At 45.6% G+C, this 20,689-nt stretch carries 22 protein-coding genes; 14 read left to right on the top strand and 8 right to left on the bottom strand.

The features are described 5' to 3' along the window. The first annotated feature begins 110 nt into the window (after positions 1-110). Complete coding sequence (locus tag MBEAL2_RS33855; RefSeq protein WP_047154365.1) at positions 111-722, top strand: peptidoglycan-binding protein; 612 nt, start codon at positions 111-113, stop codon at positions 720-722. Between the two features lie 74 nt (positions 723-796). Here MBEAL2_RS33855 and MBEAL2_RS30535 read toward each other — a convergent pair whose 3' ends face one another. Then, positions 797-946, bottom strand: coding sequence for a YycC family protein (locus tag MBEAL2_RS30535; RefSeq protein WP_082130092.1), 150 nt, complete (start codon positions 944-946; stop codon positions 797-799). Positions 947-1,068: 122 nt separating this feature from the next. Beyond that, on the bottom strand, positions 1,069-1,233 hold the full coding sequence (locus MBEAL2_RS31985) for a hypothetical protein (RefSeq protein ID WP_161798269.1): 165 nt from the start codon (positions 1,231-1,233) through the stop codon (positions 1,069-1,071). Between the two features lie 162 nt (positions 1,234-1,395). Here MBEAL2_RS31985 and MBEAL2_RS21855 point away from each other — a divergent pair, with 162 nt between their 5' ends. The 7 genes from MBEAL2_RS21855 (at position 1,396) to MBEAL2_RS21885 (ending at position 7,648) form a co-directional block, all read left to right on the top strand. After that, positions 1,396-1,674, top strand: a complete 279-nt coding sequence (locus MBEAL2_RS21855) for a DUF1294 domain-containing protein (protein WP_047154366.1) — start codon at positions 1,396-1,398, stop codon at positions 1,672-1,674. A gap of 309 nt (positions 1,675-1,983) precedes the next feature. Then, a complete protein-coding gene (locus tag MBEAL2_RS21860) occupies positions 1,984-2,988 on the top strand; it encodes a PDC sensor domain-containing protein (RefSeq protein WP_047154367.1) in 1,005 nt (334 codons plus the stop codon). Then, positions 2,985-3,959 carry a methyl-accepting chemotaxis protein gene (locus MBEAL2_RS21865; RefSeq protein WP_047154368.1) on the top strand — a complete coding sequence of 325 codons (975 nt, stop codon included), beginning with the start codon at positions 2,985-2,987 and terminating at the stop codon, positions 3,957-3,959. Before MBEAL2_RS21860 ends, MBEAL2_RS21865 begins: the two co-directional genes overlap by 4 nt. A 99-nt stretch (positions 3,960-4,058) precedes the next feature. Then, the gene (locus MBEAL2_RS21870) at positions 4,059-4,424 is read left to right on the top strand and encodes a hypothetical protein (protein WP_047154369.1); all 366 of its coding nucleotides are present in this window, start codon (positions 4,059-4,061) and stop codon (positions 4,422-4,424) included. 130 nt (positions 4,425-4,554) lie between these two features. Next, positions 4,555-5,514: an MBL fold metallo-hydrolase gene (locus MBEAL2_RS21875; RefSeq protein ID WP_047154370.1), complete on the top strand. Its 960-nt coding sequence runs from the start codon at positions 4,555-4,557 to the stop codon at positions 5,512-5,514. 183 nt (positions 5,515-5,697) lie between these two features. Then, positions 5,698-6,963: a glycosyltransferase gene (locus MBEAL2_RS21880; RefSeq protein WP_047154371.1), complete on the top strand. Its 1,266-nt coding sequence runs from the start codon at positions 5,698-5,700 to the stop codon at positions 6,961-6,963. After that, entirely contained in the window at positions 6,902-7,648 is a 747-nt protein-coding gene (locus MBEAL2_RS21885) for an HAD-IIB family hydrolase (protein WP_047154372.1), read from the top strand. Before MBEAL2_RS21880 ends, MBEAL2_RS21885 begins: the two co-directional genes overlap by 62 nt. A 44-nt stretch (positions 7,649-7,692) precedes the next feature. On the opposite strand, the gene MBEAL2_RS21890 is transcribed toward MBEAL2_RS21885, so the two are convergent. From MBEAL2_RS21890 to pckA, 4 genes are all read right to left on the bottom strand, one after another. Beyond that, entirely contained in the window at positions 7,693-9,141 is a 1,449-nt protein-coding gene (locus MBEAL2_RS21890) for an amino acid permease (RefSeq protein ID WP_047154373.1), read from the bottom strand. A 314-nt stretch (positions 9,142-9,455) separates the two neighbouring features. Beyond that, positions 9,456-9,707, bottom strand: a complete 252-nt coding sequence (locus MBEAL2_RS21895; protein WP_047154374.1) for a hypothetical protein — start codon at positions 9,705-9,707, stop codon at positions 9,456-9,458. A gap of 82 nt (positions 9,708-9,789) precedes the next feature. After that, positions 9,790-9,978, bottom strand: coding sequence for a hypothetical protein (locus MBEAL2_RS21900; protein ID WP_052947906.1), 189 nt, complete (start codon positions 9,976-9,978; stop codon positions 9,790-9,792). 203 nt (positions 9,979-10,181) lie between these two features. Beyond that, entirely contained in the window at positions 10,182-11,762 is a 1,581-nt protein-coding gene (gene pckA / locus MBEAL2_RS21905; RefSeq protein ID WP_047154376.1) for a phosphoenolpyruvate carboxykinase (ATP), read from the bottom strand. A 386-nt stretch (positions 11,763-12,148) separates the two neighbouring features. Here pckA and MBEAL2_RS21910 point away from each other — a divergent pair, with 386 nt between their 5' ends. Together MBEAL2_RS21910 and MBEAL2_RS21915 are read left to right on the top strand one after the other, a co-directional pair. Next, positions 12,149-12,502 (top strand): hypothetical protein, encoded by a 354-nt coding sequence (locus MBEAL2_RS21910; protein WP_047154377.1) that lies wholly within the window; start codon positions 12,149-12,151, stop codon positions 12,500-12,502. Positions 12,503-12,583: 81 nt separating this feature from the next. Beyond that, positions 12,584-13,390, top strand: coding sequence for an alpha/beta hydrolase (locus tag MBEAL2_RS21915; protein ID WP_047154378.1), 807 nt, complete (start codon positions 12,584-12,586; stop codon positions 13,388-13,390). 42 nt (positions 13,391-13,432) lie between these two features. On the opposite strand, the gene cspD is transcribed toward MBEAL2_RS21915, so the two are convergent. Next, a complete protein-coding gene (gene cspD, locus MBEAL2_RS21920) occupies positions 13,433-13,633 on the bottom strand; it encodes a cold-shock protein CspD (RefSeq protein ID WP_201780837.1) in 201 nt (66 codons plus the stop codon). A gap of 228 nt (positions 13,634-13,861) precedes the next feature. Between cspD and MBEAL2_RS21925 the strand changes: the two genes are divergently transcribed. Further along, positions 13,862-15,322, top strand: a complete 1,461-nt coding sequence (locus MBEAL2_RS21925) for an LCP family protein (protein ID WP_052947907.1) — start codon at positions 13,862-13,864, stop codon at positions 15,320-15,322. Between the two features lie 175 nt (positions 15,323-15,497). Here MBEAL2_RS21925 and typA read toward each other — a convergent pair whose 3' ends face one another. After that, a complete protein-coding gene (typA, locus tag MBEAL2_RS21930) occupies positions 15,498-17,333 on the bottom strand; it encodes a translational GTPase TypA (RefSeq protein ID WP_047154380.1) in 1,836 nt (611 codons plus the stop codon). A 281-nt stretch (positions 17,334-17,614) separates the two neighbouring features. Here typA and cshA point away from each other — a divergent pair, with 281 nt between their 5' ends. The 3 genes from cshA to mnmL all read left to right on the top strand — a co-directional run bounded on the left by cshA (position 17,615) and on the right by mnmL (position 20,675). Further along, positions 17,615-19,171, top strand: a complete 1,557-nt coding sequence (cshA, locus tag MBEAL2_RS21935) for a degradosome RNA helicase CshA (RefSeq protein ID WP_047154381.1) — start codon at positions 17,615-17,617, stop codon at positions 19,169-19,171. Positions 19,172-19,243: 72 nt separating this feature from the next. After that, on the top strand, positions 19,244-19,687 hold the full coding sequence (locus tag MBEAL2_RS21940) for a DUF441 domain-containing protein (RefSeq protein WP_047154382.1): 444 nt from the start codon (positions 19,244-19,246) through the stop codon (positions 19,685-19,687). 31 nt (positions 19,688-19,718) lie between these two features. Then, positions 19,719-20,675, top strand: coding sequence for a tRNA modification radical SAM protein MnmL/YtqA (gene mnmL, locus MBEAL2_RS21945; protein WP_047154383.1), 957 nt, complete (start codon positions 19,719-19,721; stop codon positions 20,673-20,675). Positions 20,676-20,689 lie beyond the last annotated feature (14 nt).

The raw sequence follows: 20,689 nt of genomic DNA on the forward strand, positions 1-20,689 counted from the left end.
AAAAGGGAATAATCTCTTTTCATCTTCCGTTGTTTTTATATAATCAGTAAATAGATTAAGGAAGAAGAAGCGGAAGCATTTTGGATAATCAACAGGAGGAATCTAACAAAATGCTTAAGCCGATAACAAAACTAGTTGCTTTTTCACTGATGTCAGGGATTGCTCTGGCGACTCCGGTTGTCAGTCACGCTTCGATGGGGGAACAGATACTTCGTGAGGGAATGAGAAACCCGGATGTTGCGGAGCTTCAAAATGCGCTGAAAGCAGAAGGGAACTTCGATTATAAGTCGGCGACAGGTTATTACGGATCGATTACCACACAGGCGGTAAAAGATTTCCAGAAAGAAAATGGATTGCAGATTGACGGCATTGCAGGTCCGCAAACGTTTCGCTCTTTAAAGGGCTCCGACGCTGGCAGCAGTGGCGAGGCAAGCCCGGAATTAACAGTGGACAGCACCGCTTACACAGCAGACTGTGAAGGATGCTCAGGCGTTACGGCGACAGGCATTAATTTGCATGAAAATCCGGGCCTGAAAGTTGCTTCGGTCGACCCGTCTGTCATTCCTCTCGGCTCCAAATTATATGTGGAAGGCTACGGTACAGCCATTGCGGGAGACAAAGGCGGCGGAATTAAAGGCAAAGAAATTGATTTATTCTTTCCTAACCGTGACCAGGCGCTCGATTGGGGCCATAAAACAGTCCGCGTAAAAATTTTACGGTAAACAGAATTTTATGAGGGAAATGGATATAAAAAAGAAGGCAGCCGTTCAAACTGCCTTCTTTTTTGCTTTCTTTTCTATTTTTCGTTTTGTTCTTCCTGTTTTGCCGCTTCCGTTAGTTTTTGCAGCAAGATATGCTGGGGCATGTGCATAATTTGTTCTATCGGTACTTTTAACTTCTCAGACAGCATTTTTGCCGTTTCAAGAGAAATAGGGTTTGGTTTCATGGTACGATAGCTCCTTTGTTGTTTTTTGATTATGAGTCTGTCATCTCTTTAAATTATTCCACAATTGCTTAACAAATGAAATAAAAAAACCTATGGCATTCGCCATAGGAAGCTGCTTATATTTACATGCCGGTAAAGATACGCTCATATTGCTCACGCGGAATTTTACAGCGTCCGTCCGCAAATAAGAGGTAAATGTCGCTCTCGGTTTCTTTTATAACCGTTCCCTGCTGAAGCAGAACTTTATCCATGCCGCTTTTCGTTTGGACATTAAAAATCGTAAACATGTAGATAGCCTCCTCTTATGCAGAAATTTGTTAAATAAATATTAACACTTTATTAATTATATGTAAAGTTTACGTAAAAATTACCTAATTTTATTGAAAATATCAATAAAATATGTTAATAATTTGTGTTTCCTAATTTAATAGAAAACCAGGAGGGTCAACATGCAACAGGTACCTGTTTTATTTCTTATTCTTTATGCTATTAGTTTAAATATGCTGGGAATTCTTCTAATGAAAGCAGACAAATCGAGGGCAAGAAAGGGGAAGTGGCGGATACGGGAGTCTTCTTTCTTCATGCTTGCTTTGTTTGGGGGAGCGGCAGGCTGCCTCGTTGGAATGTATATGTTCCGGCATAAAACAAAGCACGTAAAATTTATCGTTGGTATGCCGCTGCTGCTTCTTTTTCATCTCGCTCTTCTTACAGGCTGGTTTTATAAGTAAAAAAAAACGAAATAAATGCAAATTATGCAGGACATGAAAATGTGTTTTTAGATTATACTCATGGAAATAATCGCAGTAAAAAAAGTTGCTGTTTTTTGGGAACAGTTCGCTGAAGGTTTTGTCTATATTCGTAATTTTTCGTATTTATTTGTTTATTTGAAGCGAATCACATTGAAAAACAAAAAATTCATAGTTATAATTACCTAGGTAGATTCAAAGGAATGTAAAAGTATTCCATATTTTTGTCGTTAAAAATATGTTTATAGAGAAAACGTTATGGAATACGGGTGGAAGAGGGGGAAGAGAAGGATGAGGACACTACGGGGCAAGCTTTTGTTGTTAATTATCCCTATTTTTATTTTATCGTTAAGTGCCGTTGCGTATATTAACCACAATAAGGCGAAAGGATTTCTCCGTGAGAATTTTGAGAATGAAGCTGTCATTAAGCTGAATTCTACTCAGGAGAAAGTAGACGACTGGATTCAGCATAAAAAAGATATAGTGAAAATGCTTGCCGTGACGGATGAAGTTACCGGCAGAAACACATCAAAACAGCTTGAATTTTTCCATAAGATTTTAAAGGATCAGCCTGATCTTGAAATGCTGTATGTGAGCAACGATACAACGGGAAAGCAAGCGATTACTACAGAAGGTAAAACGATTGATATTTCGAACAGACCTTATTTTCAGGAGGCTCTGAAAGGAAATGTGGTCGTTACGGATCCTTTGATCTCCCGGGCGACAAATCAGATGGTTATCGTTACGGCAGCTCCGCTGTATAGTGGAGGTAAAGTAACGGGAATGGTAGGTGCGACCGTTCTGGTGGAAAAGCTGATTGGCGTCGTAAATGAGCAAAAAATCGGCCAAACGGGTTATGCTTATATGTTCAACAAAGATGGGCTGGTGATTGCTCATCCAAAAAAGGAAAATATTCTAAAGTTAAACCTTCACTCGGTCGGCAGCAAGGAACTTTCCGAATCCGTTGCGAAAGCGATTCAGGGACAGAATGGCTTAATTGAATATAAGTTCGAAGGTGTTGATAAATACGCGTTTTATAAAAAAATAAAAAACGCGGACTGGGGAATAACCATTACGGCTCCTATTAGTGAAGCTACGGAAAAAATGGTATACCTGGCCAAGCTGTCTTTTGCTACAGCAGCCGTTGTTCTGTTCTTTACCGTTGTTACTCTTATTGTATTCGCAACCCGTCTGGTCCGTCCGATCCGACGATTAAGCAATCTAACTCAGCAGATTGCAACGGGAGACTTAACGATGAAAAGCGAAGTTATTCAACGGATGAAGTGGGCCAGTTGAGCCAGCATTTTAACCATATGGTAGAAAGTATGCAAAATCTGCTCCTCAAAGTGAAAGATACATCGCAGCGGTTAAACGCTTCTTCCGAAACCCTTGAACAGAGCAGTAAGGAGACGCGCGACTCATCCGAGCAGGTGGCCGTTACGATTTCTGATTTGGCAAATGGAACGACCGACATCGCTGTTTCTGTTCAGGATATGGCTTCGGGAGTAAATGAAATGATTGCCACAATAAAAGAAGTAAATCAAATTACGTCTGAAATGGTGGGGATTTTTAACGAAACGTCTACTATCGCGCAAAGAGGAAATAACGAGGCTGGCCAGACGACCCATAAAATGTCGGAAATTAACGATAAGGTATCGGCAAATGTAACCTTAATGCGTGACCTTGGCGAAAAGACGAAGGAAATCAGTGAGATTGTAAAGCTCATTACGAACATTTCTTCTCAAACGAATTTGCTGGCGCTAAATGCAAGCATTGAGGCGGCCCGTGCCGGCGAACACGGAAGAGGCTTCGCTGTTGTGGCCGAAGAGGTTAGAAAGCTGGCGGAGGAATCTTCCCGTGCGGCAAGCAACATTGAGCGAATCATTGCTGAAACACAGGAACAAACGCGCACAGCGATCCGATCAATAGAAGAAGGGCAGCGTGATGTGGCGGTTGGGGTGGAAATGGTACAAACAACAGGACAGTCATTTACAACCATTAACGGAGCGATCGACAAAGCGGTAGAATATGCAAATGAGCTGGTGGGTGCGATGAAGCTGCTCGAAGAGAAGAGCGGGATCATTGGCATAAATATAGACAATATTTCAGCGGTGACAGAACAGGCTTCCGCCGGCGCGGAGGAAGTGAGCGCGGCAAGCGAGGAACAGTCTGCGGCGGCACACCAGATTGCAATGGATGCGGAGATGCTCAGCGAACTGGCCACTTCTTTAGAAAAAATTACAGATGAATTTAAAACAAATAAATAGACATACGGGAGCAGGGACAGGTGCCCTGCTCCTGTTTGATCCTTCTTTTCTACGGGTAGTAGTAAGTACACACTATTTATTGAGAAAGGAAGATACAGCATGCAGAATGAAATGAATAGCACAAACTACAACAACGATACAGCTTACAATAATTCCAATTTCAATAACACAGAAGCGAATGGATCGGATTACGGGAAGCTGCTCTTTGGCGCATTTGCAGGAGCCGTTGCCGGGGCTGTAGCTGTCCTTATTATGGATAAAGGCAGCCGTTCCAATGTTTCAAGCGGAGCTTCCAGCTTAAAAGATATGACGGTAGGAATTGCAAAGGAATTGAAAAATGACCCGCAGGGGTTTGTAAACAAAATTCAGGAAAAGTCTCAGGTCATCTCTTCCGTTGCCCAGGAAGCTTCAAAGTCCATTCAGCAAATTGCCGATAAAGCGATTTCCGATTCATCCGTACAATAATCCAAAGTAAATAGGAATGATAGAGACAGCTGTTATATAACGGCTGTCTTTTTCTGTGGGAAAGTTTATGCAGGAACAAAATAAATGATAAGATAAAAAGAAAGCATTGAGAGAGAAATGAGGAGAAGCAATGGAGAAATACGGACTGCACCAGGTAACGATCCCCCTCCCTTTCCGGTTGAATCATGTACACTGCTATCTGGCACAAAATGGCGAGGGATGGACGATAGTTGATACCGGTTTGAACCGGGAGGAAACGAGAAGGGCTTGGGAAGAAGCTTTTTCTGCCTGCGGAATTCATCCGGAAAAAAGCATTCATGGCATCATTCTTACCCATTACCACCCCGATCATTTTGGGTATGCAGGCGCCATGCAGGAATGGACAGGGGCCAATATACATATGAATGAGGCGGCAAAGAAAATTGCTTTAGATGCCTGGACTGAGGCCACATTTGCCCGTAACAAACGATTCGTGCGGGCGGCAGGCGTCCCGGAGGACATTGCGGCCAGTCTTGAGGAAAACGATCAAGCTTTTTATTCGCTCGTTCGCCCGTTTCCGGAAAGAATAGGTGCATTGCGTGAAGGCGAACATTACCGGATAGGCGAACTGATGTATGAAGCCATTCATACACCCGGCCATGCCGAAGGGCATATTTGCTTTTATAACAAGGAAGAGAAAATTCTCATCGCCGGAGATCATGTACTAAAGAAAATTACCCCGAATATTTCATACCATGGATACGGAGATGAAAATCCTCTCAAGACGTATCTGGAATCTTTAAAGAAGGTGCAGTCGCTTGACGTTGCCCTTGTGCTGCCAGGACACGGGCCGATTTTCACAGATTTTCATGAACGTGTTGCCGAAATCATTGGCCACCACGAAGAGCGTCTTGGCTTCATTCTTGAGCACATAAAGGGACACATGACCGCCTTTCAAATCTCGTGTTCTTTGTTTAACAGAGAACTTTCTGTACATGAACAGAGGTTTGCCATGGGAGAAACGATTGCCCACCTGAATTATTTGCTTTCGGAGGATGAAATCCAGAAGGCGGAAGATGAAAAAGGGATACTTCATTATTCTATAATTTAACTATGTTTTCTTTTCGGCTCCCGGCATGCCATCGGTGGATTCTTCGGTGCGGGACTGGGTAAAAAGACTTAAATCTCTAGGCGGTATGGACTGTGTTTCGTTTAACCTTTTTTTATGCGGGTAAATGTATAGTATGGCTTTTTAGAACGTACTAGCCCGCTCAAAGAAAGGGGACGGAAACGCATGAAGAGAGTGTTGTTTATTTCTGATCATGGCGATCCTTTGGCCAAGCTTGGAGGGGTACAATCCGGGGGACAGAACAATTATGTTTTGCAGCTTGCATTGTCTCTCGAAAAGCGCGGATGGAAAGTTGATGTCGTTACTCACTGGTGCGAGGCGGATGCGCCGCGCGTAGAAGCGTTTGGAGATAGATGTAGAGTTATACGAATTACAGCAGGATACAAAGGTTTTGTATCAAAAAATGAAATGTATGGCATGCTCCCGGCTTTTTATAAAGAGATGACAAGGCAGCTTTCGATAGACGATTATGATATTGTTCATACCCATTACTGGTTATCCGGTATTCTGGGCACATGGATCCGAGAAGAGTACGGTACGCCTTTCGTACATACTTCCCATTCTCTTGGTATCGCGAAAGAAAAAGCAACAGGTGTGAAGGACGAAAGGCGGCAGGATGCGGAAAAGGCGATCCTCAGCTCAGCTAATGGGGTTATCGCTACGACAAACAATGAGCGTAATTTAATCGGCGAGTTTGTAGACAAGCCAGCGGATGTGTCGGTTATTCCGATCGGGGTCGCACCGTCGTTTCAACTTCAGCATAACCGCCCGCAGCTGCGCAGGAGCCTTGGATATAATGGCCCGCTCGTTTTCTTTGCCGGCCGTCTGGAGGAAACAAAAGGAGTGGAAACGCTTCTTAACGCTTTTAAACGCCTGAAGCAGCGGGATGGTGTGCCTGCACACACGAAGCTTGTGCTGGCCGGAGGGCAGCAGGAAGCGATTGACATGGAGAGAAGAGCGCCACGCGATGAAAAAATAAAGCAATGGATTAATGGAATCGAAGAAGATGTTGAGTTTCTCGGGCCAAAGAGCCAAGAGGAGTTAGCTATTTTATTTAATGCCGCAACAGTGACCGTTGTTCCTTCTTATTATGAGTCGTTTGGAATGGTTGCTGCGGAAGCACAGGCATGCGGAAGCCCGGTTATTGCCTCCCGCGTGGGCGGCTTGCAAAACGTAGTGAACGAAGGAGAGACAGGCCTTCTCGTTGAACCAAAAAATGACGAGGACTTATCCCTCGCTATTGAGGTTCTTACGAACAACGACTTGCTGGCCCAACGCCTTGGCAAGCAGGCAGCACAGCTTGCAAAAAGGGATTACCAGTGGTCGAGCATTTCGGAAAGAATTGAAGGATTATATAAGGAGGTTCTTGATGAAGCCGCACAGCGTAACACATCTGTTAGCTACCGATCTGGACGGAACGCTGGTTGGTGATGCGGATTCACTCCGCAGGCTCCTCCATTATTATGAAGACGAACCGTATGACGTAACGCTTATTTACAGCACCGGCCGGCATCTTCAATCCGCCCTTTCTCTCATAGAGGAGGAGGGACTTCCGGCGCCTCATATCTTAATTACGGACGTAGGCACGGAAATTTACGAGGGAATTTCAGGGCAGCCGGACCGGCAGTGGAGAGCGCAAATTACAGCCCAATGGTTTCCTGAGCGACTGGCCGCTGCTGCAGCCTCGTGTAAGGGGCTCATTCCTCAGGATATTCCTTCCCGGCACCGGCTGTCTTATACGATACAGTCGGAGGAGCCGGTAAGAGAGCTTGAAAAAAAGCTGGCCGAACTGCAAATCCCCCATAAGCTTATCGTAAGCAGTGGACGGGACGTAGATATTTTGCCTCCGAACACAGGAAAAGGAGAGGCGCTCCGCTATGTACTTCAATCAAGAGGCTGGCAAAGCGCGAATATTCTTGTAGCCGGAGATTCAGGAAACGACCATGAAATGATTGCGCTTGGCTATCCGGCCGTCATTGTTGGCAATGCCCAGCAGGAACTATACGCCATGGCGGAACAGCCGCATATTTTCCGGGCTGTTCAGTATTGTGCGGGCGGTATCCATGAGGCATGGGAATATTTTTACGGAACAAGCAAAGCAGGGGTTTCCAAATAAAAAAGTGCACCGATTCGAATCGGTGCACTTTTTTTAGTAAGCTCTTAATTTTGCGCTTCCGCCGGTGTGAGCGTTTCTTTTGTTGCCTGAGGAGCAGAAGTTTTCCACGCTCTTCGGACGAGCGGATAAAAAATGATGCCCGCTGCAATCATTGCCATACCGTACATAAAGGTTTTCAATTCGGCCGTTCCGGCTTTGATAACCCAGAGCGAATACGCGGTTGCGAGTAAAGCGATAATGCCGTCCACAGTGCGCGATTTTCGCTGCCCGGCATACGTTTCTCCGGTAACGACCAGCTTGAGCTGGTAGGCGGAAGCGAAAATGTATGGAATCAGGTAAGACAGGGTAGCAATAAAGATAACAAAATCAAATGCTTTTGCCATGGACTGTGAAATCGTTGAAAAAATGAACAGCTGTGACAGCACGTTCGTAATGATCAAAGAAGAAACAGGGGCTCCCTTTTTATTTTCCTTCAAAAACTGGGGAAGGAAAATCCCTTTTTTCGCTGATTGATAAGGTACCTCCGCGCTTAATAAGATCCACCCGATAGAAGTCCCTGTTAAACAAATGAGGGCAAGACCTGCCATCATGTAGCTTCCGGAACTGCCAAGAACGTATGACAGTGCGTCAGCCAGTGGCTTTTCAGATGCGATTAGCTTATTTTGCGGCATAGCCCCCATCACGAGGATGGTAATGCCGACATAAATAAAGAGGGCGATAAGGAGCCCGGTAATGGTCGAGCGCTTGACATCCTTTTGCCGTTTTGCACGTGAAGAGAAAACGACAGAAGATTCAACACCGACGAACGCCCATAGCGTAGCGATGGCCGCATGGTTTAACTGGCCCATCAACCCGAACACAGCTCCTGTCTCGTCTGTACGGGTTTCGTAAAACGGAACGATATTGCTTGCCTGGAAGGCAGCTAAACTCACGATAATAAAGAAGAGGAATCCGAGTACTTTGGCTGCTGTTGCAACAAAGTTGATTTTCCCCGCCCCTTCAATCCCTTGCAGGATAAGAAAATGGACGCCCCATAACAGTGTGGAACAAACAACAAAGGTAATAAAGTTACCTGTCGTCATCGTTACAGAGCTAATGTTGAAGAGCGGGGCTTTGCTTGTCATTATAGGGAAAAAGGTGGAAAGGTAGCTGGCAAATGTCGTAATAATAGCGACATTTCCCGCACCATTCGCGATCCAATAGCCCCAGGATACAAGGTAGCCGGTAAGAATGCCTTTTTCAGAATCGGGGTTAAACAATTCCCTTGCGTACATTTGCGGTCCACCGGTAATTTCAGGTTTACGCGTCGCCAGATTGCCAAAGACGAATACGGTAAGAAGCACGCCTGCACCTGTTAAAAGCCAGGCTGATATAACGCCGGCAGGGCTCGCAGCTTCAGTCAGGGAGCGGGGAAGCATGAAAATCCCTGAGCCCACCATATTTCCAACAACGAGTGCGGTAAGTACCCAAAAACCTAATTTATTGTTTGCCATACAATGATTCAATCCTCCTTAAATTTTACGCAGGAAGGATTGGGCAATAAAAAACACCGTCATAATGCCTGACGGTGTCGTAAAAACCCGCACCTTTTACCTCCGTTGAAGATAGCTCTTCATAGTTAATTGGCTGTTAACTATGACAGTTCTGCTCCTATGATGAGGGTGATTATTAATTTATCAATAATGTTCTTTACTATACTAAAGGATTAACTATAAATCAATAGTAAAAATTGAGAAGGCAAGAAATAAAATGCCCGGTAACAAAAAAATAGCCTGTCCTTGTCGGACAGGCCTTAGCTTTGGGCTGGTTACTTTATTAGAAGTTCGAATACGTTGCTATGCTGCAGGATGGTAGCAGGAGGGTTTTTCGTATAAAGAACAGCAACCTCCGGCTTGCTTTTCATTTTCTCCACGTAGTCTTCCGGCACTTCTCCAACATCGGAGACGGTAATTCCTTCTACCTGGGCTTCTTCGTTTTCCTCCAGTGACAATGTAAATACAGTAGGGAGGATGTCAGACAGGACGGTTAAATTATCGGTGTATACAGTAAGGCATTTCATGGGGAACGCTCCTTTTCTATTAACTATGAGTATTATTGTAGACGATATTATGTATAACAATACTTTTATAAAAAGAAGCGCCTTAGTGCAACAGGACGCTTCTTTTTGCATTATGGATCGTTGCTTCAACAATTTCCAGGACATCATGCCTGTTTAATGAGTTGACACCGTCCCGTAAAACAATTGAAACACTTAATTCTTCCTGCGTAAGCACATGGTGTGCTTCTGGCATTACCGTATTAATAATTGTTGCTAACTTCACTGTTTCCACGGACATCACCTCGTTCAATCAGTATTGGTCATACTTTAGAACTGGTACTGCAATGATATTGATGCTGCCGGGTAATCTATGTGCCCTCAGCGAGGGAGTGAAGAAGTAATCTTATGTAATTATACCACAAATCGTGCAGTATATTCATATATCAATTAAAAAAGGGCACGGAGACCCTTTTTTAATTGATACAGATAGCAACATTATTCAGCTTTTGGAGCGGCTTGCTTAATCGCTTCCGGCATATCCGAGAATGTCTCGAAGTTTTTTACGAAGAGACTGGCTAATTTTTTCGCCTGTACATCGTATGCTTCTTTGTCGTTCCACGTATTGCGCGGATTGAGGATTTCTTCAGGTACACCCGGGCAGTTCAAAGGCATAAATACACCGAACACAGGGTGTGGCATAAATTCTTCAGTGTCCAGTTCTCTGTTGAGCGCGGCCGTAATCATGGCGCGGGTGTATGGAAGATTCATCCGTTTTCCGACGCCATACGGGCCGCCTGACCAGCCGGTGTTCACAAGATATACCTGCGCCTTGTGTTTGTCGATTTTTTCACCGAGCATTTCCGCATACACACGCGGAGGAAGAGGAAGGAATGGGGCACCGAAGCAGGTCGAGAACGTTGCTTCCGGCTCGGTGACTCCACGCTCTGTTCCGGCCAGCTTGCTTGTATATCCAGAAAGGAAATGGAACATGGCCTGTTCTTTTGTTAATTTAGAAATAGGAGGCAGAACCCCGAACGCATCGGCTGTCAGGAAGACAACAACGTTTGGGTGTCCGGCTACTCCCGGAATCAGGGCGTTTGGAATATAGTCAATCGGATAAGCCGCACGGGTATTTTCAGTCAAACTGTTGTCATCGTAGTCAGCGATGTGCGTTTTTTCATTAATGACTACATTTTCAAGCACGGAGCCGAATTTAATCGCGTTGAAAATCTCCGGCTCTTTCTCCCCGGACAGGTTAATGCATTTCGCATAGCAGCCGCCTTCGATGTTGAATACACCGTTATCGGACCACCCGTGTTCATCGTCACCGATCAGCTTGCGATCCGGATCGGCGGACAACGTTGTTTTGCCAGTACCCGATAAACCAAAAAACAGAGCAACGTCCCCGTCTTTGCCCATGTTGGCGGAGCAGTGCATGGAAAGAACGTTTCGCTCAGGAAGAAGATAGTTCATGACGGAGAAAATCGATTTTTTCATTTCGCCCGCATACCTTGTTCCGCCGATAAGAACGATTTTTTTAGCAAAATTAATAATAATGAATGTTTCGGAGTTTGTACCGTGAATTTCTGGCTGCGCTTCAAAGGTTGGAGCACTGATAACGGTAAATTCCGCAACATGGGATTTTAATTCTTCCTCCGTCGGACGGATAAATAATTGATGCACAAACAGGTTATGCCATGCGAATTCGTTTACGATACGAAGAGGAAGGCGGTAATCCTTATCGGCACCGGCAAATCCGTCAAATACAAGGAGCTCTTTTTCGTTCAAATAGTTTAAAACATCCTGGTAAAGCTTATCGAATTTTTCCGGAGAAATCGGACGGTTTGTTGCCCCCCATTCGATTTTGTCGTGCACACCGGGTTCGTCTACAATAAACTTATCCTTGGGAGAGCGGCCTGTATATTTACCTGTTTTTGCAGTAACGGCTCCTGTTGAAGTCAGTTCACTGCGTTTGCGCAATACTGCTATCTCAACAAGCTTAGCTACCGATAAATTATAATGTACATTTTCTCCTGTAAGAATATCCGTTAATTCTTTGTTTGTTTTTGTCTCCATTTTCCCTATCCTTTCCCGAATTACTTTAACTTTCCCGTTTCCATGAGATTAGTATGTCATTTATCTGTTCATTAGTATGTCTTAATAATAGTATGGATTGAATCGTTGTGCAACACATCAGGGCAAAAATTATTGAAAAGTTGAACCGGGACAAAAAGAGATAATATGAAAGGAATGTTAAGATAAAGGGGTAATAAGTAAGATATTGTATGTATTTGTGTAAAGATTGCGATAAATGGCGAAATCTATCATTTTTCACCTCTCTTCTTTTATGATAGGATGAAAAAACAACAAAATATTACGACTTCAGCCACTTTATGCTTACGCCTCTGTATATCATGTTGCCCCGTTCTCGTGTCACGCAGAACAAGAAGGAGGATGAAAGAGTGCTAAGAAGTAAAGAATTATCCGGTGTTTCCAAACCACTGAATCTGGTAGAAGAAGTGTTTACGCAGCATGGGTTTCAAAGAAAGGGAAGTAAAGAGGAGCCTGTTTTTCGAATGAATATTCAAGATTGCTGCACACGCCAATCGTATTCGCTCGATATTCCTTTTAAGGAAGAAGGGAAAAATACTGGGCAGATTGCGCGCTTCGGAAAACCGTATGTATCACCTGGTCCTTCTACCGCGAGGACGAATGGTGTTGATAGCATTCCAAGCTCTATATCCTGGGCTGCAGAAAGCAAGCTTGCGGAGGTGGCAGATTACCTCGCTGCATGCGATCGCACATCTGACATATAAAATAAATCGAAAGCGAACCTCCCTCAACAGGGAGGTTTTTTACTGTATACTGAAAGAAAAGCAGGGAAAGGTGAGAAAGGTATGTCATTTTATAGTGAAAAATGGCCGGTTGATAAAGAGCTGGGAACGGTTGTTGTCGTTCACGGGGCAGGTGAGTACTTTGTCCGGTACCACTGGCTCGCAGGAAAACTGAACAAGGCGGGTTATTCCGTCCTCGGTGGTGACTTGCCTGGCTTAGGACGTTCTGGAGGCAGCAAGGGGCACATCGATCGGTTTGAGGATTATTATGCGGCGCTGGATGAATGGGTAGCGGCTGCCAGGCAGCACGCGCGCCCTCTTTTTCTTCTTGGCCACAGCATGGGGGGACTTATCGTGACACGCTACATCCAGGAGAGAAAGCCTGACGTCAATGGTGTCATTTTGTCTTCACCGTGCCTTGGGCTTGTTCGCACTGTTTCGCCTGTGCTGGAGAGCATTGCCTCTTTGCTTAATACGATCTATCCTTCTTTTAAACTCCCGGCGGGAATCAAAGCCAGGGACGTGAGCAGGGATAGCGGTATTGCGGTTGAATACGGGAGGGACCCTTATATTACAAAGCTCGTTAGTGTACGGTGGTATAAAGAACTGGTCCGCGCTATGAATCTCGCCGGTGAAGAAATACATTCTTACCCCGATGTGCCAACACTCATCATGCAGGCGGGAGCCGATCGGATTGTGCGGGCAGCTGTTACAAGGCAATGGGTGGAGAAGCTTTCCGTTCAAAACAAGGAATACATCGAGTGGGAAGAGACGTATCACGAACTATTTAATGAGCCGGAAAAGGAGGAGGTTATGCAAAAAACGATTGAATGGATGAACAAGGAGAGAGAAGCAGTCAACGCAAAATAAACATCGGCCAGGGGCCGATGTTTGTTTCTAAAGGGAAGTAAATTATAGTTTCATTACGTTCGCAGCTTGAGGTCCGCGCGCGCCTTCAACGATTTCAAATTCTACTTCTTGTCCTTCTTCAAGGGATTTGAAGCCTTCAGATTGGATTGCGGAGAAATGAACGAATACGTCGTCGCCGCCTTCTACTTCAATGAAGCCAAACCCTTTTTCTGCGTTGAACCATTTCACTTTACCTGTCATAATAAACCTCCTGCACAAAGCATTTCATATTGTGAATCACAATATGAAAACTATACCACAATTTCACATTATGTACAATTATGATTTTACCTGAAAGTGTTGCATAAAAACTGATTGTCTATTATCGTTTTGATAGATATAATTGGAAGATATGTAACTTTTGGTCGAACTCTCACGTCAAATAATAGTAGTGATAGTTTAAGAGGATTTCTGGAGGTGCGAGATTCCTATATGGAACAACGATTGTCCCGCAAGGCAAGTTATCAAAAGAAGAATAAACCTCGCAATGCAAAAAAGAAGCGCAGATGGTTACTCATTATTACGATTGTCCTCTTCATTATTGGAGGCTCAGGTGCCGCAGCCTGGTGGAAGGTGGAAGGTTTCCTGAAAAGCATTCAGGCCGAGGCAGAGCCGGGCGGAAGTGAGCCGGGTGTTGCGAAGGCAGAAACACTATATCATGCCCAGGAGCCGATGTCTATCGTTGTACTCGGTAAAGACACGAGAGGGAAGTACGGCGGCGGGTTGACCGATGTTATGATTTTAGTGACATTAAATCCGCAGACAAAAAAAGTAACGATGCTCTCTATCCCACGTGACACAAATGTTGTCATTCCAGATGAAGACACGGACCGGAAAATTAATTCTGTGTATAAACGAGGAGACCAATTGAGGGAAGAGGCACAAGCCAAAGGAGAGCAGCCGGAAGAGACCGGAATTTCTCTCGTGAAAAAAACGCTCGAGAGTGTATACGGCATTCCTGTTAACAATTATGTTACCGTAGATTTTCAAGGTTTCCGTAAAGTCGTCGACGAACTCGGAGGACTCGAGGTAAATGTCGATCGGAAGCTTGTCTACCACGATCCTACGGATGGGACGAGCATTGATCTTGCACCGGGCCTTCAAACGCTGAATGGGGATCAGGCTCTCGGTTTCGTGCGCCACCGCCATGACGACCGGGGAGAAAAATACTTCTCAACGGATTATGAACGTAATGACCGCCAGCAAATCGTTGTGAAAGCGGCTGTCGATAAAATGAAGTCGTTTACCGGGATTACCAGCTTCTTTAGCGTGCTTCAAGCGGCAGGAGAAAACATCAAGACAGACCTCTCCACAGACCAGATGAAAGGCATTGTCGGGGATTTTGGAAAGATGGACACAAATAACATTGTTTCATTAGAGAACACAGGCGTGGACTGGGATAGGGCAAACAGCCGCACGGTTATCCCGATAGAGACGCTGAATAAAAACCGGTTAGCGCTTCAGGAATCAATGGGAGTTGATCCATCCACGATTACAACCTATAATGATTCCCCGGCAGGCGGAAGCAGCCGCTCGAAAAAGAAGCGCCTGAATACACAGGAAAAAACATCGAATTTGAAAGAAACAGCACCACCAACGAAGAAAAAAGAGAAATCCGCTGCTGCAGGCGAGCAGACAAAAAAACACACGACGAAACATACAGGCAGCACTGATAGTACATCGTCCGATACAGGAAGCAAGAAACATTCGGACAGCGGAAAAACAGGGGGAGACAATCTTCTTAATCCGGACAAACCGGTAAGCGAGAGCGTGCCTTCGGATGGTCCTTCAAACAGCGGCCCCGAAGCCCCGAAAGCGCCGGAAAAACCAAGTGAGCCCGCTTCACCTGAACCACCGCAAAGCCCGCAAACAAAACGGCAGAGTGGGAACTAGAAAAAAAGCGATGGACAACAATGTCCATCGCTTTTTTAGTAATAAAGAATGTGACCGCAAGGTCAAACAATGTCAGAAAAAATGGAGGGCAGTCCACGCTGTCCGGCCTTCCTAACCCAGCTCCACCTCCCTCGCGGAAGGGAAAGGCAAGTGGAAGGAACTCCCTTTTTTCTTCTTAAACGTTCGCGCCGAATTTTGTTTGCTTCGCTGCACGTTCACGATCTGATTTGTTAAGGTATTTTTTACGGAGACGAATCGATTCCGGTGTAACCTCGCAATACTCATCATCGCTTAAATATTCGAGTGCTTCCTCAAGGGTAAGAATACGTGGAGTTTTCAGCTTCACAGTTTCATCCTTCGTAGCGGAACGAACATTTGTTGCATGCTTTTCTTTACAGATGTTCACAACGAGGTCATTGTCACGGTTATGTTCGCCCACGATCATTCCTTCATAAACTTCAGTTCCCGGATTTACGAAAAGAATTCCACGGTCTTCAATCCCGAGCATTCCATACATGGTGGAACTCCCATTTGCCATCGATACAAGCACACCTGCACGGCGTCCGCCGACATTTCCCTGTACAACAGGACGGTAGCTATCGAAAGAGTGGTTCAAAATTCCATAGCCGCGTGTTTGGGTAAGGAATTCGGTACGGTATCCGATAAGGCCGCGGGAAGGAATAATAAACTCAAGGCGAACAGCACCAAACCCATTGTTAACCATGTTAATCATTTCTGCTTTACGAGCGCCGAGCGATTCCATAACAGCGCCCGTATACTCCTCAGGTACGTCAATTGTAAGTCTTTCCGTCGGTTCGCAGCGTACACCGTCAATTTCACGAATGATAACTTCCGGCTTCGATACTTGCAGTTCGTACCCTTCACGGCGCATGTTCTCGATTAAAATGGAAAGGTGAAGCTCTCCGCGTCCGGATACGACATAAAGCTCCGGCGTTACTTCTTCCACGCGAAGACTTACATCTGTCTCCAGCTCATCCATAAGGCGGTCACGCAATTTACGTGAGGTAACATGTTTTCCTTCTCTTCCGGCGAACGGACTATTGTTTACAAGGAAAGACATTTGCAGGGTCGGCTCGTCAATCGTAAGCAAAGGCAGTGCTTCCTGCACTTCAACGTCAGAAACGGTTTCCCCTACGTTAATATCATCTAAACCAGGAACGGCAATAATGTCGCCTGACTTCGCTTCCTCAATCTCCACGCGTTTTAAACCGATGAAGCCAAACAGTTTGTTAATGCGCACTTGCTTAACAGTGCCATCCCGTTTAATCTGGGCAACGGTATCTCCTTTACGGATCGTTCCACGATGAACGCGTCCGATGCCGATCCGTCCGAGGTAATCGTTGTAGTCAAGCATGGTTACCTGGAATTGAAGAGGCGCATCGAAGTCAGCCGCTGGAGCAGGGATATGTTCGATAATGGTTTCAAAAAGTGACTTCAGGTTCTCATCCTGCTTGTCAGGGCTTGTACTTGCCGTTCCATTAATACCGGAAGCGTAAATAACCGGGAAATCAAGCTGTTCTTCCGTAGCATCAAGGTCGATGAACAAATCATATACTTCATCGACAACTTCAGCAGGACGGGCATTTTCCCGGTCGATTTTATTGATAACAAGGATCGGTGTTACCTTCTGCTCGAGCGCTTTTTTTAATACAAAGCGCGTTTGCGGCATACAGCCCTCGAATGCGTCAACGACAAGAAGAACGCCGTCAACCATTTTCATAATGCGTTCCACCTCACCGCCAAAGTCGGCGTGGCCAGGTGTATCCATAATATTTATCGTTTTACCTTCGTACGTAACGGCGGTATTTTTAGCAAGAATCGTAATTCCGCGTTCTCTTTCCAAATCGTTAGAGTCCATCATTCGATCATGTACCTGCTCATTTGAACGGAACGTACCAGACTGAATTAACATCTTATCCACAAGTGTTGTTTTCCCATGGTCAACGTGTGCGATAATCGCAATGTTGCGTAGGTCTTCTCTTAATTTCATTTAATGTAAAAGCTCCTTATATTTATATTTACCTGCCTTAGGTAGTAATCAGTGTAGTGGTTCGTTGCTGATGTGTTAGCTGGTTTATCTGTTTGTATTATTTGTATTATACTACAACCCTTCAATCATAATCGTAATTCCTACCTCTTAGCAAGCATTTTTATACTTTCGACAAAGTTTTCCTATATATTTATCCAAAAAACGGGTATACTACAGTAATGACTGCAAAATATAGGCAGATTGAATGAAACGAAAGCATAGAAAAAAGGAGATTGAAAAGATTGACGACATTTAATGAATTAGGATTATCCGCTCAAGTAGTACGAGCGATTAGTGATTTGGGATTTGAGGAAGCAACGCCCATACAGGAAAAAACAATCCCGCTTGCCTTAGAGGGACATGATATTATCGGACAGGCACAAACCGGAACGGGAAAAACAGCGGCTTTCGGTATCCCTGTTATTGAAAAAATTGATACGGACAACCCCGCAATCCAGGCGCTCATTATGGCACCGACACGCGAATTGGCCATCCAGGTGGCAGAAGAAATTGGGAAATTGGGCAGCAACAGCGGCGTTAAAGTACTCCCTGTATACGGCGGGCAGGAAATCAGCCGGCAAATTCGTGCGCTGAAAAATCGGCCTCAGGTTATCATCGGAACGCCGGGCCGTCTCCTGGATCACATCAGACGGAAAACGATTCGCCTGCAAAATGTATCGATGGTAGTACTCGACGAAGCGGATGAAATGCTGGACATGGGGTTTGTGGAAGATATTGAAACGATTCTTACAGAAATTCCGGAAGACAGACAAACTCTGTTCTTCTCAGCAACGATGCCGCCGCAAATCAGACGGCTTACCGAGAAGTTTCTTCGTGACCCGAAGCATGTGGCTATTCAGGCGAAAGAACTTACCGTTCCAAACATCTCGCAATACTATATAGAACTTCACGAAAGGCAGAAGTTCGATGTACTCTGCCGTTTACTTGATACCGATTCACCGGAGCTTGCAATTGTATTTGGCCGTACGAAGCGCCGGGTGGATGAACTTAATGATGCGTTAAATAAGCGCGGATATATGGCTGAAGGCATTCATGGAGACTTAAGCCAGCGCCAGCGTGATGTGGCCATGCGCAAGTTCCGCGAAGGACAGCTGGAAGTGCTCGTTGCCACAGACGTGGCTGCGCGCGGGCTTGACGTCAGCGGGGTTACACATGTATACAACTTTGATGTCCCGCAGGATCCGGAAAGCTATGTACACCGTATCGGGCGTACCGGCCGTGCCGGAAAAACAGGATCGGCTGTCACGTTCGTAACGTCCCGCGAGACAGAGCACCGCAAAGTAATTGAGCAGCTTACGAAGCGGAAAATGGATCGCAGACAGATCCCAAGTTCCGTTGAAGCGCTGGAAGGAAAGCAGCGTATCGCGCTTGATAAGCTGGTGGAAATCGTACAAGGAGGCGAGTTGGGAGATTACAAAAATCTCGCTCAGGAAGTGCTGGAGGACTATGATTCCGTTGCACTGGTTGCCGCTGCGCTCAAGCTGATGACGAAAACAACGAGTGATGTGGACATTCAGCTTACCGCTGAGGCACCGGTTCGCACAAAAAAAATCAAGCGAAATGATGACAGGAACCGGGGTGGAAGGGACCGAGGAGGCCGTGGTGGAGAACGCGGCGGAGACCGGGGAAGATCATATTCCGGCCCAAAGGGCGGCAGCAAAGATGGACGCAAGGAAGGCCGCTACAACAATGATCAGCCTTCCGGCCGCAAGCGTGATCATGACAAAGATGCCAAAAAGAATACGACCGGCGATAAAGATAAGAGAAAAAGAAAATAAAGGATACAGAAAGGACACGGCCCGTTTTCCAGCAGGCTTTGTCCTTTTTCGTTTAAAGGAGTGGGATACATTATGGATTCCTATATCATCCTTGCTGTTATTATTGCTCTCGGTCTGTTCTCTAAAAATGTAGCAGTCTGGATAGCAGCAGGAATACTTGTCATCTTTCGGTTTACCCATTCGGAACAGCTCCTTGTTTGGACAAATCAATACGCTGTAAAAATTGGCATCGCCATTCTTACAATGGGTGTTCTTGCCCCGGTTGGGATGGGGAAAATTAATCTTACTCATCTGCTGGAAGCGATGAAAAGCGGATATGGAATTGCATCCATTCTAATCGGTGTTGCTGTGGCCTATCTTGGGGGGCGGGGAGCAGGCCTTCTTACCGCCCAGCCGCACATTGTCACAGGATTGCTCGTTGGAACCATTCTCGGTGTCGCTTTTTTTCGCGGGGTTCCGGTTGGCCCGCTCATCGCCGCAGGTATGCTTGCCCTGTTTGCGGATATGTTTAAGTAAGATACACTGAAAGAATGGAGGTTTGAGCAAAATGAACAAAGTACAGCAAGTTGAAACTCCTCTTCTGTGGGGAGATAAGCGATACCATACATGGAACTACCACCTGCGCCAGCATTTTGGGGAGAAAGTATTTAAAGTCATGCTGGATGCCGGGTTTACCTGTCCGAACCGGGACGGCACCATCGCGATCGGAGGCTGTACCTTCTGCAGCGCCCGGGGTTCCGGCGATTTTGCCGGCTGGAGACGCGATGATCTTGTGACACAATTTAATGAAGTAAAAAACAGACAGCATGAGAAGTGGCCGGATGCGAAATATATCGGCTATTTCCAGGCGTACAGCAATACGTATGCACCGGTTGACGTATTGCGGGAGTACTATGAAGTCATTCTTGAACAGGAAGGTGTCGTGGGCCTTTCCATTGCGACACGGCCTGATTGTTTGCCTGACGATGTAGTAGAATTGCTTGCCGAGTTAAACGAGAAAACATACTTGTGGGTCGAACTCGGATTGCAGACGGTTCATGAATCGACGTCGAATCTTATCAACCGTGCCCATGATACGGATTGTTATTACGAAGCGGTGGAGAAGCTGCGTAAACATAATATTCGGGTGTGCTCGCATATTATTTTCGGATTGCCGCAGGAAACAGAGGAAATGATGATGGAAACGGTGCGGGCAGTGGCCAAGATGGATGTACAGGGTATTAAAATTCATCTGCTGCACCTGCTGAAAAAGACGCCAATGGTAAAACAGTATGAAGCCGGACTGCTGGAGTTCATGGAGAAAGATGATTATGTGCGCCTTGTCGTCGATGCGCTTGAAATTTTGCCGCCGGAAATGATCGTGCACCGCCTCACCGGGGATGGCCCGCCGGATCTTCTGATTGGACCGATGTGGAGCCGGAAAAAATGGGAAGTGCTCAATGCATTTGACGCAGAGCTGATGCGAAGAAATTCGTGGCAAGGGAAAAAAGCATCCCGCGGGTAACTGTGGGATGCTTT

The sequence above is a fragment of the Aneurinibacillus tyrosinisolvens genome, from assembly GCF_001015055.1.
Classification (GTDB): Bacteria; Bacillota; Bacilli; order Aneurinibacillales; family Aneurinibacillaceae; genus Aneurinibacillus_A; species Aneurinibacillus_A tyrosinisolvens.